The organism is Rossellomorea sp. DUT-2, assembly GCF_052665285.1.
Window position 1 is genome coordinate 89,384 of record NZ_JBQPEO010000001.1, and the last position, 15,830, is coordinate 105,213.

The following is a 15,830-nucleotide window of genomic DNA, read 5'->3' on the forward strand; positions in this document are numbered from 1 at the left end:
TACTAACCGGTTAATGTAAAGTTACCCTGTTAAATGATAGTTAAAACCTACTCCGCATTATTATTTAACCAGGCTACTCCTTCAGGCGTAATTTCTGTTCCAATTCTCCCCCTCTGGATCAATACATACCCGAGATCCTGGAGTTCGTTTAATCTCGTCCGAATTTGTTGAACGGATAGAGGAGTGGAGCTTCGTTGCAGGGAAGAATAAATCTTTTGTCTGCTGGCTCGCTTTCCTTCTTCGAAAAATTCAACTAGCGCGGTAAGGATTTTTACGTACTCTCCGGTTTTGGACATTGAGATAGCAGGAAGGGAAAAGGTACCCTTAGTATGTTCCTTTTCAAAGAAATTATTATCATTTTTCGGTAATTGATGAACCGTTAACCGATTTTGTTCAGCAACGGTGATCATGTAAAGAAGTGTATTCTTAAGTTCACGGATATTCCCGCTCCAAGGTGCTTTCTTCAATGCATTTAATACAGCATCGTCGATTGCGGTGATTTTGCTATGTTCCATACGAAGGAAATTCTCGATGAGAAGGGGAATATCTTCGCTTCGATCCCGGAGACTAGGGAGCTGCAATGATAGAACTTTCAAACGGTGATAGAGATCTTCACGAAACGTCCCTTCCATTATTAAGGTTTGGAGATCCCTGTTGGTAGCGGCAATGATCCTGACATCAACAGGAATGTTCTTGTTTCCACCAATCCGTCTGATCTCCATCTCCTGAAGAACTCTCAGGAGCCTCGCTTGAAGCTTTAGGCTAATATCACCGATTTCATCAAGAAACAGGGTACCCCCGTCTGCTTGTTCAAATAATCCTTTTTTTCCTCCTTTTTTTGCGCCGGTGAAGGCTCCGTCCTCATAGCCGAATAATTCACTTTCTAATAGATCTTCAGGCAATGCGCTGCAGTTTACAGCAAGATACGGACTGTTCTTTCGGGACGAATCATTATGCATGGCACTTGAGAACAGTTCTTTTCCAGTACCGGTTTCCCCATAAATTAAAATCGGAAGCTCACTTTTTGCGAGTTTTCTGGCGATTATCTTGGTTTCATTAATAAGGGCACTTTCCCCCAGTATGCTGTCAAATGTGTATTTGGCAATATATCCTATCCGCTGCAGCTCCCGTTTTCGAACCTTTTCCATCTCGATGGTTTCTTCCATATCTTTAAACGTTGCGACAATGACTCCCTCTGCCTTCAAACGGAAACGATAGATCATCACATTCTGCTGACGGAGAGTAAAATATTGTTGATCTTCATCCTGTTGGGACGTCAAAAAATGATTGAGCTCGATATTCTTGAACACCCTGTTTAGTTTTTTTCCTTTCGCATGGGTAGCTGTAATCCCAACCATTCGTTCAAGCACTTCATTGAATACGGTAATTTCTCCGTCTTCCTGAAAGGCAAGGATTCCATCATTTACACCATCCACTACTTTATTTAAAAATTTATTTAACGTTTTCGCCCTTCGATTGATGGCACCCAGCTTTTGACTGAGCTCGATGATCTTTCTTGTATAGCGATCGGTGATATCGAAGGTCAACTGCTCTGACAATTGAAAGTGATAGATGATTTTCATAATGGTATTCAAATCGATCAGGCGTACACCGATATCGATCTTGCTGGGAATGGAAGGGGGGATGCTTGCTGTTTCTCCAGGTGAAATGGCAATGTCAATTTGTCTAGGGTAGTCTCCAATTGGAGAGTATGGAATGTAATCGACATGATCTATTCCTAACCGTTTCAAGGTAGAGACTGCTTCTTTGGCTGTTTCAATGAAATCATTCACATAAAGTATCTTTTTTCCCGGAGGTAATTCGAAAATACGATCTATGTATTCGTAATTGACGGTTCGACGTGCTTTAATGATGGTGCATGAGCCGAAATCGATATATTCCTTCACTTCTGGTGCGATCAGCGCAGAAGAATAAACAATCAATTCATTGGTGAAAAATGTAGGAATCCCTTCATCACAAGAATAACTCGTTATATTGATCAGTTCTCCGAAAACGGATTGTAATTGCTCCTTAAGAGCTCTTTCTGTTTCCTTAGTTCCAGCTAATAGAATTAATTCGTGTTTCATACGTTTCCCCCTGATGGTTTAATTGGTTTATAAATGGTTTAATGGTTAAGTTTATTTTAACCGATAATAACCATTAACACATCTAAAGTTTGTATTTTCAGATAATTATTGTTTGGCACGGAACTTGCATGTACATTTGTGAAGTAAATCATACTGTCAAACGGGGGGAAAGAAATGGAGAAAGAACAAAAGGCCTGGAAGGTGCCGCATACATTTATCATTGTTTTTTTCGTTGTACTGGCTGCCGCAATTTTAACGTATGTCGTACCAAAGGGGCAATTCACTACAGAAGAAATCACGTTCATGCAGGATGGAGAAGAACAAACGAAAACGGTATTAAATCCTGATTCGTTCAGTTATTTAAAGGATGATGATGGAAATCTAATTCGAGAAGGAACCAGTCTTTTCGAGGCGGGTGGCGGAATCGGATTCCTTAATTATGTATTTGAAGGTCTTGTATCAGGGGATAAATGGGGATCCGCTGTAGGTGTAGTCGCCTTTATCTTAATAATTGGTGGAGCGTTTGGTATCATCATGAAGACAAGGGCCATTGAAGAAGGTATCCTCAAGGTCATTGAGAGAACGAAAGGAAAAGAATCTCTTATCATCCCTATTATGTTCTTCTTATTTTCATTAGGGGGAGCCGTGTTCGGTATGGGGGAAGAGGCGATCGCCTTTGCCATGATTCTCGTTCCAATCATGATTGCGATTGGATATGATGCGATCACTGGAATCATGATCACCTACGTGGCGACTCAAATCGGTTTTGCCACTTCATGGATGAACCCATTCGGGGTGGCCATCGCCCAAGGTGTTTCAGGTGTTCCGGTTCTTTCCGGAGCGGGTTTCCGTATTGTTATGTGGATTGTCTTTACACTTGTGGGAATCATTTACACATGGAGATATGCCCAAACGATTCATAAGGAACCTAAACGAAGTCTATCTTACGCTTCTGATGAATACTTCCGTAAAGAAGGCAGAGTACAAGACTTAAATACCCAATTCACTTTGGGTCATTCACTTGTCATATTAACGGTTGCAGCAGGTATTGCCTGGATCATTTGGGGAGTGGTGGAACACGCTTACTATATCCCGGAGATTGCAAGCCAATTCTTTACGATTGGATTAGTTGCAGGAATCATTGGCGTTCTATTTAAATTGAATGGAATGTCATGGGATGATATAGCAGATGGGTTCATCGAAGGAGCGAAGGATTTATTGCCGGCTGCATTAGTTGTAGGTATGGCAAAAGGAATCGTCATTATCCTTGGTGGAGATTCACCTGACGCTCCTTCTGTATTAAATACGATGTTATATGGAGCAGGACAAGTGGTCGGGGATTTCCCTGAAGCCATTTCTGCCTGGTGTATGTATGTATTCCAGTCTGTATTCAACTTCTTTGTTGTATCTGGTTCTGGTCAAGCCGCTCTAACAATGCCTTTAATGGCTCCACTTGCAGATATTGCCGGAGTCTCGCGTCAAGTAGCGGTCCTTGCCTTCCAATTAGGTGATGGATTAACCAATATTCTTGTTCCGACCTCTGCTGCCTTACTCGGTACACTTGGAGCTGCCCGTGTCGATTGGGGTATATGGGCTAAATTCATTATTAAATTCATGCTCATTCTATTCGTTCTGTCATCGATCTTTGTTATAACGGCAACACTCATCGGTTTCTGATTTCATTTATTGTACCGAACCTTGTTATAAGGTTCGGTACGATTATATAAATAAGAAGTGAAGGGAGCAAACATCATGCTGACATTAATTCAAAACGGAGAAGTTTATGCTCCAGAATTTTTAGGGAAAAAGGATATATTGATAGTAGATAATAAAATAGGTTTTATTGAAGATAAGATTGAACCTCCTCATCAATTTGTGGATATAAAGCTTGTAGATGCAACAGGTAAATATGTTGTTCCTGGATTTATAGACTCGCATGTACATATAATGGGTGGAGGCGGCGAGGGCAGCTTTCGTACGAGAACACCGGAAATTCAACTGACTCAGGCCACACTTGCCGGTATCACGACTCTTGTTGGTGTGATTGGAACAGATGGAACGACGAGAACGATGGCAAGTCTTGTGGCGAAAGCAAATGGCCTTGAAGAAGAGGGGATTACCTGCTACGCGCAGACCGGTTCTTATCAAGTGCCCTTGAAAACTCTTACCGGTAAAATCGAGGACGATATTATATTAGTAGACCGTATCATCGGAGTAGGTGAAGTAGCGATTGCTGACCATCGCTCATCTCAACCCACAGTAAACGAATTAACGAAAATTGCTTCTGCTGCCCGAATCGGGGGCATGCTGTCCGGTAAATCCGGAATAGTCAATGTTCATGTAGGAGATAGTCATGACCATTTAAAGCTTCTGGAGGAGATAGTTGATACAACAGATATTCCGATCAAACAATTCTATCCAACCCATATCAATCGAAATGCCCATCTGTTTGAAGCTGGGATTCAGTACGCTCAAAGAGGTGGTTATGTAGACTTTACGACCAGTACCATTCCCCAGTTTCTTGAAGATGGCGAAGTGAAATGCAGTAAAGCGCTAAAACGTATGCTCGATGCAGGTGTACCGGTGGAGCAAATCACATACACCTCCGATGGACAAGCAAGCTTACCTAATTTTGATGGGGACGGAGAACTGATCGGATTACAGATAGGTCAGGTGTCGAGTCTATACAGTGAAGTAAGGGAAGCTGTTCTGGAAGAAGGCATTCCGTTAGAAACAGCCATTAAAGTCATAACATCAAACCCTGCCAAAATCCTGAAGTTAAAGCAAAAAGGTCACGTTGAGGTAGAGAAGGACGCTGATCTGGTGCTGCTGGATAAGGATACGCTTGAAGTGAACACGGTGTTTGCCAAAGGTAAGTTGATGGTAGAGAACGGGGAAGCGGTTGTGAAGGGCACGTTTGAATGATTTTAGGTATTAAAGTAGCTTGGAGCCTTGGGGCTTTGGGCTATTTTTTTTGTTAAAGACAAGATTTATTGTCAGCTGGGGGGACGGCGAAATTGTGGATGAAACGGCGGAATTCTAAATATATCGGCGAAACGGCTTCTCCTGAATTTTTTGCTATCCGGGAGGGATTACCCCCATTCCCTATCCGACCACAGACGGAGGAAAAAACCACCAATAGACCCTCATGTTCTTCGGGTATTCCATATACTATTAAGATAGTTAATCATTGATGGGAGAAGGGTATTTATGAAAAAAATGATTGAAATCTTTAAGAATCCAATTTTTCTAAAGTTGTTCTTTGCTAATTTCACTTCGCATATGGGAAGTGTGATCGGTTTGACTGCCTTTATGTTTTATTTACTGGACCGGTTTTCCGAGCAACCTGTGTATGCTTCCCTGACTGAAATGATGTACTCATTACCCACTCTTCTCGTATTCTTTCTTGTTGGAGTAATCGCTGACAGAATGGACCGGCAGAAAATTGCCTACCACTGTGATACGATCAGTGCGTTCCTTACACTTTTATTATTCGGGGCCATCTACATTAGCTGGCTGCCCCTCATATTTGCCATCCTGTTTCTAAGAAGCGGTGTCCAGAAGTTCTTCTTTCCAGCTGAACAAGGGATACTGCAAGGAGTGCTTTCTAAAGATGATTATTCAACGGCAGCAGGATTGAATCAGATGGTGATGAGCTTGTTTATGTTACTTGGAAATGCTGTTGCCATCTTTGTATATTGGACGGCCGGGATCTACGGTGCAATCGCAGTCGATTTTGTTACATTCGTTATATCTGCCATCTTGATCAGAAAATGTATCATTCCAGAAGAGGTTCGTCTTCCGAACGGCAAGCATACGTGGAAAGACTTGAACATTCAGTCCGTGACGAAAGATTTTACAGCCGGGATGAACTATATCCTGAATCACAAGCTGCTATTATCCTTGATTGGAGGGTTTGTAGTATTTGGGATTGTGAACGGCGGATTCTCGGTCATTCCTATTTTTATATTGAAATATAAATTAGCCCCAGAGTCTTATGAAGAATATTCGATTTTATTAGGTGTCGCATTCGGTGCCGGTGTTTTGATCGGCAGTATCTTCTCTTCCATGCTATCTCAGAAGTTTAAATTTCATGTATTGATTGTTGCAGGGCTGGTGATATCCGGGACGTTTATCATCGCAGCATCCTTTGCCCCTACGACTTGGATCTTCCTCACGATCATCTTTTTCGCTGCACTGGGCTTACCTCTGGTGAATATTGCAATCGGGGGATGGATGCCGAGCATCATCGATCCGAAAATGATGGGAAGGGTGCAGGGGTGGATCAATCCCCTTATGATGCTGTCACAATCCGTTACCCTGGGAGTGGTTGCTTTGACATTCCCTACCGTCGTAACCGTTGAAATGCTCTACTGGCTTGTTGGAGGATGTCTAATCATAGTAGGTATCTTCTACACCATCATTCTTCCTAAATATGTGAAAGAGGAAAACAATGCTCAGCCTGCTGCTCTGAATAGCTAAGTGAGATTCCCTCTATGGATAGGAAAGGACTATTCATAGAGGGTTTTATTTTGAAACTTTTGGAAAATTTTGTTCCTCTTAGAGAAGAAAGTAGTAGTTGATTTCCGCTACAGGATGTTCGCTTTCCGCGGGGCTGGCGGTGAGCCTCCTCGGCTTTGCCTCCGGGGTCTCACCTGTCCAGCTATTCCCGCAGGAGTCGAACACCTTCCGCTCCAATCAACTTTCTGAGCATGTATCCTTAAAAGAAATAAAAAAACAACAATTTTTTGCAAACAACCTCATTTAAGGTGAGTAGAGCTTAATTTTATTTTAAGGAAGACGAATTCTGTATTATAGTTATTTTGTTCTATAACACCCTTTAGCTCTGTCAGTAAGAATCTCTTAAAGATGGTGAGGGGAACTGCGCAGACTCCTGCGGAAGTACGGGCGTGCCGAGACCCCGTTCGGATAAGCTGAGGAGGCTTGGCCGAACGCTAGCTGCAAGCGGAGCAGTTCCCCTCACCACCCAGCACACACTGATTGACAGAGCCCTGGCAGATCCATTGTTATTAACCAACAACCTTTACGAAAAAAGTCTATTAAAAAAGAATGAAAATATTTTAAAAAAAGTATAATGATTTTATGAACGATTTTTCCTGGTGTGCGTCTTATTAATGAACTCGCAGGCTGGGGTGGAAAGAAAGGACAGTAAAGGATGGAAGAGAGAGATTTGATCAAACGGGCGAAAAAAGGGAATCACGAAGCCTTTGCCATTCTTTTTCAAGAACATTATCCTTTTCTAGTAAAGTACTTAATGAAAGTGACAATGAATCGGGATCAGGCAGAGGAGCTTGCACAGGATACAATGGCAAAATGTGTTGAGAAGATTCATCAATACAACGGGAAATCAAAATTCTCATCATGGCTGATTTCCATCGCAACCAATCGTTATATTGATCTTCAGCGTAAAATGAAAAGAGAACAGAGCTGGAAAAATGAAGAAGTGAACGTTAGAAAATTAAAATGGGAGATGGAGTCAAGGAATGAAGAATGGAATGATGTGCTGGCAGCCTTATCCACACTATCGGAAGATATCAGGCTCCCTATCATTCTGAAACATTACTACGGTTATTCCTATGAAGAGATTGGTCAATTGACAGAAATACCACCTGGGACAGTGAAATCACGGGTTCATCATGGAATCGTCCGGCTGAGAAAGGAGTTGAAAATAGATGAACAACCATCAGGAACATAACGATGAATTAAAGAAATTACTGGAGGACGGATTCCAGTCAATTGATGAAGACATTGACGAAAGCACCCCGTCCCTGCAGTGGTTTGAGCAATTAGTAGAGGATCAGCAAGTAGAGCTTAAAGCCAGGTTTAAACGGGATCTCACCAACTTTCTTCTTCTGGCCTGTTGTATCTTGACTGTGTTTTCCCTTACGTTATTTCAAATGCCGATTCTATTTCTTCTCCTTCAAGTTGCCATCTTTGTGGGGGCCTCGGTTTTTACTGGCATAACATATACGAAAAAGGTGAAAAGGACATGACAAAAGAAGAGCTCTATATCTTACCACTTGTCATACCGATCCTTCTGACTCAAAGTATTTACCTGTTCATCGATGCCCGGAAGAACGGACATAACTATTGGTTCTGGGGAATCTGGGGGTTAATTCAGTGTCCATTCCCACTCATCTTTTATTTCATATTTGCAAAGAAAATTTGGAGAAAATTCAAGGCAGGGGAGAGGGAATCATGATCATAGTGACAACCGAATTTGTACCAGGTAAGGAAGTAAAAGAATTAAGAGGATTTGAACGGCTGTCGTAGTGGAATAATTCTGCCTTTGTGTTTCACTTGTACTGTGGAAAAACATATAGTATATAGAAAATTTTCAATAAAAATAATATTGACACAATTCACGGCGTATAGTATGGTTATTAATGGAATAAATAATAAAAATGAATGGAGGGTTTGTGATGATGAAAGTGTATACAATTCATGGAGTACCAGAAGTGTTCAATACCAATTTCATATCATCACATAACCAGTAACTCCTTAATCATTCTGTCAGATGAATATTAATGGCACAGGTTATGCATATAATCTGTGCTTTTCTATGTCCAAAAACAAAGACGGACGTTCTTAAGGCGCAACAGATTGGTGGGGATTCGGGAGGAATCCGTATCTGATCTTGTGATAAATGCCTTAGGCGTCTGTCTTTTTTTTCGTGTTGGTGTACCCAAGGACCATCCTTGATCACATATTAAAACTTAATTTCAGAAGGAGGAAATGATTATGTTAATCATTCAAATGAAGAAGATGATGCCTGCTGTGGAGACAGAAGGCGGATAGTGAAGAAAGTCAACAAGAGGGGGTAATGTGGAATGTTTAGTATTTTTAAGAAATTATCGTGGTTTTTTATTGAAAATTGGAAGAGATATACGGTGGCGATCGTTCTATTGACGATTGTAGGAATTCTTGATGTGATTCCTCCAAAGCTTGTAGGGAATGCCATAGATGACATTCACCTGGGTGCGATGACGTGGGAAGTCGTCGCGAAATATCTATGGATGATTGCCGGAATCGCACTCATTTCGTACGCAATGACGTATGTGTGGATGTATCAATTATTTGGCGGGGCCTTTCTCGTTGAGCGTAAGCTTCGCGGTAAATTTATGGGACATTTATTAAAGATGACTCCGACTTTTTTTGAAAAGAATCGTACGGGAGATTTAATGGCAAGGGCAACGAATGATCTGAAGGCCATCTCGGTTACAGCCGGTTTCGGGGTTTTGACACTAATCGATTCCAGTGTCTTTATGTTAACGATCCTTTTCACAATGGGATTTCTTATCAGCTGGAAATTGACTATCGCAGCGATATTGCCGCTTCCGATCATGGCTATGTTGATGAAGGTGTACGGTGCTAGAATTCATAAGCGATTCACGGAAGCCCAGGATTCATTCGGTGACTTGAATGATAAAGTGCTTGAGTCGATTGCGGGTGTCCGTGTCATTCGTGCGTATGTACAGGAAAGAGCGGATGAGAAGCGTTTCGCTGATATGACTGAAGACGTCTATAACAAGAATATTGGAGTGGCAAAGATTGATTCCCTCTTTGAACCAACAATCAAAGTCCTTGTCGGGTTGAGCTATTTGATCGGACTTGGTTATGGAGCATACCTTGTGTTCCACCAATCGATCACATTGGGAGAGCTTGTTTCCTTTAACGTGTACCTCGGGATGCTGATATGGCCGATGTTTGCCATCGGAGAGTTGATCAATATCATGCAGCGCGGGAATGCATCACTTGACCGGGTTCAAGAGACACTTGATTATGTGCAGGACGTTCAAGACTCCGAGAACCCTAAATGGATTGATTCACCTGAGCATATCGGATTTAAGGAAGTGGACTTTCAGTACCCATCCTCAAATGTACTGAACCTTTCCGATATCAATGTGAACATCCAACAAGGAGGTACCCTTGGAATCGTCGGGAAGACAGGAAGCGGTAAAACAACCTTTATCAAGCAGCTCCTCCGTGAATACCCTGCCGGAAAAGGGTCTTTATCCATTGGAGGTGTCCCGATCAGTGACTTGACCATACAGCAGGTAAGGGATTGGATCGGTTACGTGCCCCAGGATCATGTCCTTTTCTCAAGGACCGTCAGAGAAAACATTCTGTTCGGAAGACATGATGCGACTGAACAAGACCTGGAACAAGCCATTGAACTGGCTGATTTCAAAAAAGATCTTGAAATGCTTCCGGACGGATTGACCACTCTTGTAGGAGAAAAGGGTGTGGCCCTGTCAGGTGGTCAGAAGCAGCGGATTTCGATTGCCCGGGCGCTGATCAAAAATCCGGAAATCCTGATTCTGGATGACTCGCTATCGGCTGTTGATGCGAAAACAGAAGCGAAGATCATTGACAATATACGAAAAGAACGTGAAGGAAAAACAACGATTATTACGACTCATCGTCTCTCTGCCGTTCAGCATGCAGACTGGATTATCGTGTTTGAAGATGGGAAAGTAGTAGAAGAAGGGGTACATGAACGACTCCTTGAAAATGGTGGTTGGTATAAAGAACAATTCGATCGCCAACAAGTTGAAGATTCCTCACGCGAGGAGGTGGGCGCATGAACGTCGGAAGAAGACTAACCGAATATGCCCTTATTTATAAAAAAATCATCATTGCTGCCCTATTGATGCTGAGTGTGTCAGTAGCGGCTGAACTTGCAGGTCCTTTTATTGCGAAGAAACTAATCGATGATCATATACTTGGAATCGAATCCACCTGGTATGAAACGGTGGAGGGGAAAGAAGCTGTATCTTATAAGGGGAAATGGTATAAACGTGAACAATATTTTTCAGAAGGGGAGACGAGAAAAGATGATATCCGTATCTTACAGGTCGGGAGAGAGTTTTATTTCGTTCCTTCCACCGTCTCCTTCGACGGAGAAAGGTCGGTCAAGTCAGGTGAAATGACGATCACGAAAGGCGATGAGTCGGCCACTTATCCGGCTGAGAAGTTGACCGGAGATGAGCTGCTGCGTTTTTATAATCCTGAAATCCCGAAGATCATTAAATTGATTGCCTTCTATTTTGGGCTGCTTGTAGTCGCTGCCTTTTTCCAATATGGTCAGCGGTATTATTTGCAGAAGGCAGCAAACCGGGTCATTCAGAAAATGCGTAATGATGTGTTCCAGCATATCCAGAAGCTTCCGATCCGCTATTTTGATAATCTGCCGGCAGGAAAGGTCGTAGCGAGGATCACAAACGATACCGAAGCAATCCGGGATCTGTATGTAACAGTCTTATCAACCTTTTTCTCCAGTACGATTTACATTATTGGAATATACATCGCACTCTTTATACTTGATGCAAAATTAGCAGCCATTTGCTTGATCCTGATTCCGATCCTGGTTGTATGGACGTACCTGTATCGTATCTATGCGTCTAAATACAATCATATCATCAGATCGAAAGTGAGTGATATCAATGCCATGATCAATGAGTCGATCCAGGGCATGAACATCATTCAGGCTTTCAGCAGAGAAAAGAAAACGAACGAAGAATTCGAAGAGTTGAACGAGACGCATTTCAAGTATCAAAATAAACTCTTGAGCTTGAACTCCATGACATCCCACAATCTGGTCGGGGTACTGAGAAACATCACCTTTGTCGCATTCATATGGTATTTCGGAGGTGCTTCTATGGGAGTGGGATCGGTTGTCACGCTGGGGGTGCTCTATGCCTTCGTCGATTACATCAACCGATTGTTCCAGCCAGTGACAGGAATCGTCAATCAGCTGGCAAACCTTGAGCAGGCACTTGTAGCAGGTGAACGGGTTTTTCGCCTGTTGGAAGAGACCGGAACCCCGGTTGAAGATGAGAAAATGAGCAAGTATGACGGAAATGTCAGCTTTGAACATGTCTTCTTTGGATACAAGGAAAATGAATATGTGCTGAAGGATATCACGTTTACCGCAAGCAAAGGAGAAACCATTGCCCTGGTGGGGCACACAGGTTCAGGGAAAAGCTCAATCATGAATCTATTGTTCCGTTTTTACGATAGCAACGAAGGGAAGATCCTGATTGACGGAAAAGACATTGTAGATATTCCCTATCAAACGATCCGTGAGCATATGGGAATTGTCTTGCAGGACCCTTATTTGTTTACGGGAACCATCGTATCAAATGTAAGCTTGGATGACCCTAGAATTTCAAGGGAACAGGTGGAAGCAGCACTCAAAGCCGTCGGTGCTGAAAAAGTGTTCAAAAACCTTGAGAACGGCTATGACGAACCGGTGATCGAGAAAGGAAGCACCCTTTCTTCAGGGCAGCGTCAATTGATTTCCTTTGCAAGGGCCCTTGCCTTTAATCCAGCGATCCTGATTTTGGATGAAGCGACGTCGAGCATTGATACAGAGACGGAAGCAGTCATTCAGGAAGCGATGGAAGTCTTGAAAAAGGGCAGAACGACCTTCATCATCGCACATCGACTATCCACGATTAAGAATGCCGACCAAATAATTGTATTGGATCGGGGAGAAATTGTGGAAAGGGGCAATCATGACGAACTGATGAAGCATAAAGGCCGTTATTATCAAATGTATCAGCTTCAGCAGGGATCGAAAGGTGATATGGCAGGTTAAAGAAGGAAGGCATCTGATGATTGTAGTCGGATGCCTTTTCTTTTTTAAATTATTTTTATCCAGAAAAAGGATTTTCTTAACCCGGACAAGAAGAGTAAAAAGATGCACAGATATGAGAAGGGGGAAGTCATGAAGGCGATCCGACAATTATTGCTGATTATTATAGGGTTCATCTTGATTAGCGTGCTGCCCGTTTTGTTTTATGGAGGTGGAAACACTGAATTATACTATTTGATGATGAATGATGAAGGAAATTCATTTGGCTTTTATCCGAAAGAGTATTTCCTAGGAATTTATCACGTATTCACTCGGATCTTTCAACAGGATCAGTGGATTTTGTTTGTGTTGTATAAAGAATATCCACTTCAGGATGTTCTCGCTGAACGGTATTTCTACTCTATGAAGGTATTCTTATTTTCACTGGGATTGGCGGTGGGGATCTCATTCGCAGTGAGTTTATTCATATCCCTTTCTTCCAAATGGATGCAACATGCATTCTTGAGTCTTGTGAATATCCTTGAATCGCTTCCCGATGTATTCATCATCATCGGTATTCAACTTGCTGTAGTGATGTATTTCCGTAACACGGGTGTGTTAATAGGGGATATTGCGATGACGGATGAAGAATTATACCTGTTGCCAGTCACCTGCTTAACGATTGTCCCGACCGTATTCCTAATTAAAACAATCGTCCTCCTTCTGCAAGAGGAAGACCAGAAACCGTACATAGAACTTGCCAGGGGGAAAGGGCTCAATGCGATTCAAGTGTTAGTGACCCATGGTTTCAGGAACGTGATCTACAGCTTATTCTATCGGTCCAAAATCATCTTCTCCTTTATGTTATCCAATCTGTTTATTTTAGAAAGGTTGTTTAATATGAGGGGAATCATGGATTTATTGATTTGGTCGAGTGGATTCACATTTGTCATTATTTCCACGGTCATTTTTCTGCCCTTCTTTCTGGTATTTACCTTGATCGAGATGCGAATGAAGAAGAGCATCGGATTAAAGGAGGACGGGACCTATGCTTAAAGATCTCTGGAGGCAGCCCCAGTTTCTCATTGGGTTTATATTCATTACGGGACTTCTGGCGCTGAGTTTTTTGTACGAACCATTTATAGAAGAAAAGGTGAAGATGTATAGTTTCTTTGAATATAACGGCGAAACAGTTGGACCTCCGTTCACACCGGCTGAGTTGCCACCGTTCGGTTCCGATCGATTAGGTCTTCCACTATGGTCATATGTCATTCAGGGGGCGAAGTTTACCATCGTCATAGGATTGATCATCAGCCTTTTTCAAGTCATACTGGCTTTTTCATTGTCGGTGCTCTTTATAAACTTCTTTCAAAAAGTGCAACGGGCATTTGAAGAGTTGGTAGAGTCCATGGTCTATATCCCTATGGCTGTCATAGCCTTCATGCTCCTGTCACCAATCAGTTTCGTCATCGATGAGCCCGAGAAAGCGTTCGTGAAAGTGTTGTGTATTCAAATCTTCATCCTGACGCTGATCGGTATCCCGCCATTGATCGTAGTCCTGTCTAAAGAAATCAAGAAAGTGCTACAGGAAGAGTTTGTTCTGAGTGCTAGAACGTTGGGGGCAAGTGGCTTATCTTTGTATCGGAGGCATGTCCTGAGAAACTTATTACCGCGTCTGACCCTGTTGTTTTTTCAGAGGAATGTGGCGGTACTGATTTTATTCGCACATCTTGGCTTTCTTGAAATATTCCTTGGGGGTGCGGTAGAGAGGGAAATCATGATGGGAGTAACCAGGTTATTTTCTCTTTCCAATGAATGGGCCGGCAATATCGGGAAAGCCTACTTTGAACTGATGGTGGCTCCATGGATCCTGTTTGTCCCACTCATAGCCCTATCATTCACCGTGCTTTCCTATAATCTCATGGCAACCTCCCTTCAACGGGTCCTGTTGGGAGACAAGGGGAGGGTGAAGAGAAGCTGGAAAGCGGATGAAAAACAGAAGGTATCCGTGAAGGGTATGGAGAATGAAATGTTTGTGATGGAGTCTCGGGAAACATATAAGGGTTAGTAGGAGCAATCGGATAGGCCCATCATGTAAGCATAAATACAATTTTCTGCAAAGAACACAGGACTTTTGTGGGATTTTGTCGTTTTAAATCGAATTTCTCTCTTAATCAATGTATAATTTAATTGATAAAAAAGTTTCATAAAGGGAGGATCCTATGATGGGATGGGCAATCGCCATTTTATTTGGGACAGCAGTCGTGCTGCTCATTATATCGTTTATTAAAACGACACAATCCAACTCGCAACTTGAACAACAAATAGAGCATGTTTCAATTTCAGTATTGAATGAAGTACATGACCTGGAGAAGCAGTTACGGAATATTCAATTAGATGCTGAAATTACAGCACAACAGTCTGGGGCAGCACCAGCGGAATCGGAAGAACGGTTTATGCTGCGTGAGATGCTTGACTTACATAAAAGAGGGTATTCTATTGAAAGCATTGCATCCAAAAAACAGCTCTCACCGAATGAGGTAGAGCGCATGCTTGCTCCTTACATGACAAGGAAGACTGAAAGGAGCTTAGTAGCACAATGAGAGTGACGCCTAATTCATTGCGCAGTTTTGCTGCAGGTCTCTTAATCGCAACGACGTCAATCGGTGCCGTTTATATGTTTGGTCCTTCGGAAGCCGAGAGTACAGCGAAAGTGGAAACCGTTAAAACGGAGAAGCTTTCAGAGGAGGAAATGGTGAAACAGCTGACTTCAAACGGTTTTGTTATACATACAGAAGCTGAGTGGAACAAGCAGCTTTCAGCCATGAACGCGAAACAGGAAGAGAAAGCGGAAGATAAGAAAGCGGAAAAAACGGACGATAAGGTCGTTTACAAGACCATATTGACTGTTTCTACCGGTATGACAAGTATTGATGTCGGAAATGCCTTGGAAAACGCAAACATCATCAAAAGCGGCCTCGACTTCTACAAAGAAGTTGAAAAGCGCGGCCTTGAGAATGATTTGCGCCCTGGTACTTTCGAAGTCGAGAGCGGAATGACAACAGACGAAATCATTTCAACTATATTCAAATGATGGGTTGTAGGGACAGGGGACTGTCCCTACTTTTTTTGGTCAATTTGGG

13 protein-coding genes are annotated in these 15,830 nt (G+C 42.5%); 12 read left to right on the plus strand and 1 reads right to left on the minus strand.

The genetic code is table 11. The features are described from left to right. Positions 1–47: 47 nt before the first annotated feature. Complete coding sequence (locus ACOSV2_RS00525; protein WP_428973537.1) at positions 48–2,087, minus strand: sigma-54 interaction domain-containing protein; 2,040 nt, start codon at positions 2,085–2,087, stop codon at positions 48–50. A 174-nt stretch (positions 2,088–2,261) separates the two neighbouring features. Here ACOSV2_RS00525 and yfcC point away from each other — a divergent pair, with 174 nt between their 5' ends. The 12 genes from yfcC to ACOSV2_RS00585 all read left to right on the plus strand — a co-directional run bounded on the left by yfcC (position 2,262) and on the right by ACOSV2_RS00585 (position 15,781). Further along, positions 2,262–3,764 carry a putative basic amino acid antiporter YfcC gene (gene yfcC / locus ACOSV2_RS00530; RefSeq protein ID WP_428973538.1) on the plus strand — a complete coding sequence of 501 codons (1,503 nt, stop codon included), beginning with the start codon at positions 2,262–2,264 and terminating at the stop codon, positions 3,762–3,764. A 75-nt stretch (positions 3,765–3,839) separates the two neighbouring features. Then, on the plus strand, positions 3,840–5,012 hold the full coding sequence (gene iadA / locus ACOSV2_RS00535; RefSeq protein ID WP_428973539.1) for a beta-aspartyl-peptidase: 1,173 nt from the start codon (positions 3,840–3,842) through the stop codon (positions 5,010–5,012). A 285-nt stretch (positions 5,013–5,297) separates the two neighbouring features. Continuing rightward, the gene (locus ACOSV2_RS00540; protein ID WP_428973540.1) at positions 5,298–6,569 is read left to right on the plus strand and encodes an MFS transporter; all 1,272 of its coding nucleotides are present in this window, start codon (positions 5,298–5,300) and stop codon (positions 6,567–6,569) included. Positions 6,570–7,263: 694 nt separating this feature from the next. Further along, a complete protein-coding gene (gene sigY / locus ACOSV2_RS00545) occupies positions 7,264–7,803 on the plus strand; it encodes an RNA polymerase sigma factor SigY (RefSeq protein WP_428973541.1) in 540 nt (179 codons plus the stop codon). Beyond that, positions 7,781–8,101: a YxlC family protein gene (locus ACOSV2_RS00550; protein ID WP_428973542.1), complete on the plus strand. Its 321-nt coding sequence runs from the start codon at positions 7,781–7,783 to the stop codon at positions 8,099–8,101. The genes sigY and ACOSV2_RS00550 overlap by 23 nt, the downstream gene beginning before the upstream one ends. Beyond that, on the plus strand, positions 8,098–8,310 hold the full coding sequence (locus ACOSV2_RS00555; protein WP_113971228.1) for a sigmaY antisigma factor component: 213 nt from the start codon (positions 8,098–8,100) through the stop codon (positions 8,308–8,310). Before ACOSV2_RS00550 ends, ACOSV2_RS00555 begins: the two co-directional genes overlap by 4 nt. Before the next feature lie 628 nt (positions 8,311–8,938). Further along, a complete protein-coding gene (locus ACOSV2_RS00560) occupies positions 8,939–10,696 on the plus strand; it encodes an ABC transporter ATP-binding protein (protein WP_428973543.1) in 1,758 nt (585 codons plus the stop codon). Further along, complete coding sequence (locus ACOSV2_RS00565) at positions 10,693–12,711, plus strand: ABC transporter ATP-binding protein (RefSeq protein ID WP_428973544.1); 2,019 nt, start codon at positions 10,693–10,695, stop codon at positions 12,709–12,711. The genes ACOSV2_RS00560 and ACOSV2_RS00565 overlap by 4 nt, the downstream gene beginning before the upstream one ends. A gap of 129 nt (positions 12,712–12,840) precedes the next feature. Continuing rightward, positions 12,841–13,743: an ABC transporter permease subunit gene (locus ACOSV2_RS00570; RefSeq protein WP_428973545.1), complete on the plus strand. Its 903-nt coding sequence runs from the start codon at positions 12,841–12,843 to the stop codon at positions 13,741–13,743. Next, complete coding sequence (locus tag ACOSV2_RS00575) at positions 13,736–14,755, plus strand: ABC transporter permease subunit (protein WP_428973546.1); 1,020 nt, start codon at positions 13,736–13,738, stop codon at positions 14,753–14,755. The genes ACOSV2_RS00570 and ACOSV2_RS00575 overlap by 8 nt, the downstream gene beginning before the upstream one ends. A 154-nt stretch (positions 14,756–14,909) precedes the next feature. After that, the gene (locus tag ACOSV2_RS00580) at positions 14,910–15,290 is read left to right on the plus strand and encodes a hypothetical protein (protein WP_428973547.1); all 381 of its coding nucleotides are present in this window, start codon (positions 14,910–14,912) and stop codon (positions 15,288–15,290) included. After that, positions 15,287–15,781 (plus strand): hypothetical protein, encoded by a 495-nt coding sequence (locus tag ACOSV2_RS00585; RefSeq protein ID WP_428973548.1) that lies wholly within the window; start codon positions 15,287–15,289, stop codon positions 15,779–15,781. Before ACOSV2_RS00580 ends, ACOSV2_RS00585 begins: the two co-directional genes overlap by 4 nt. Positions 15,782–15,830 lie beyond the last annotated feature (49 nt).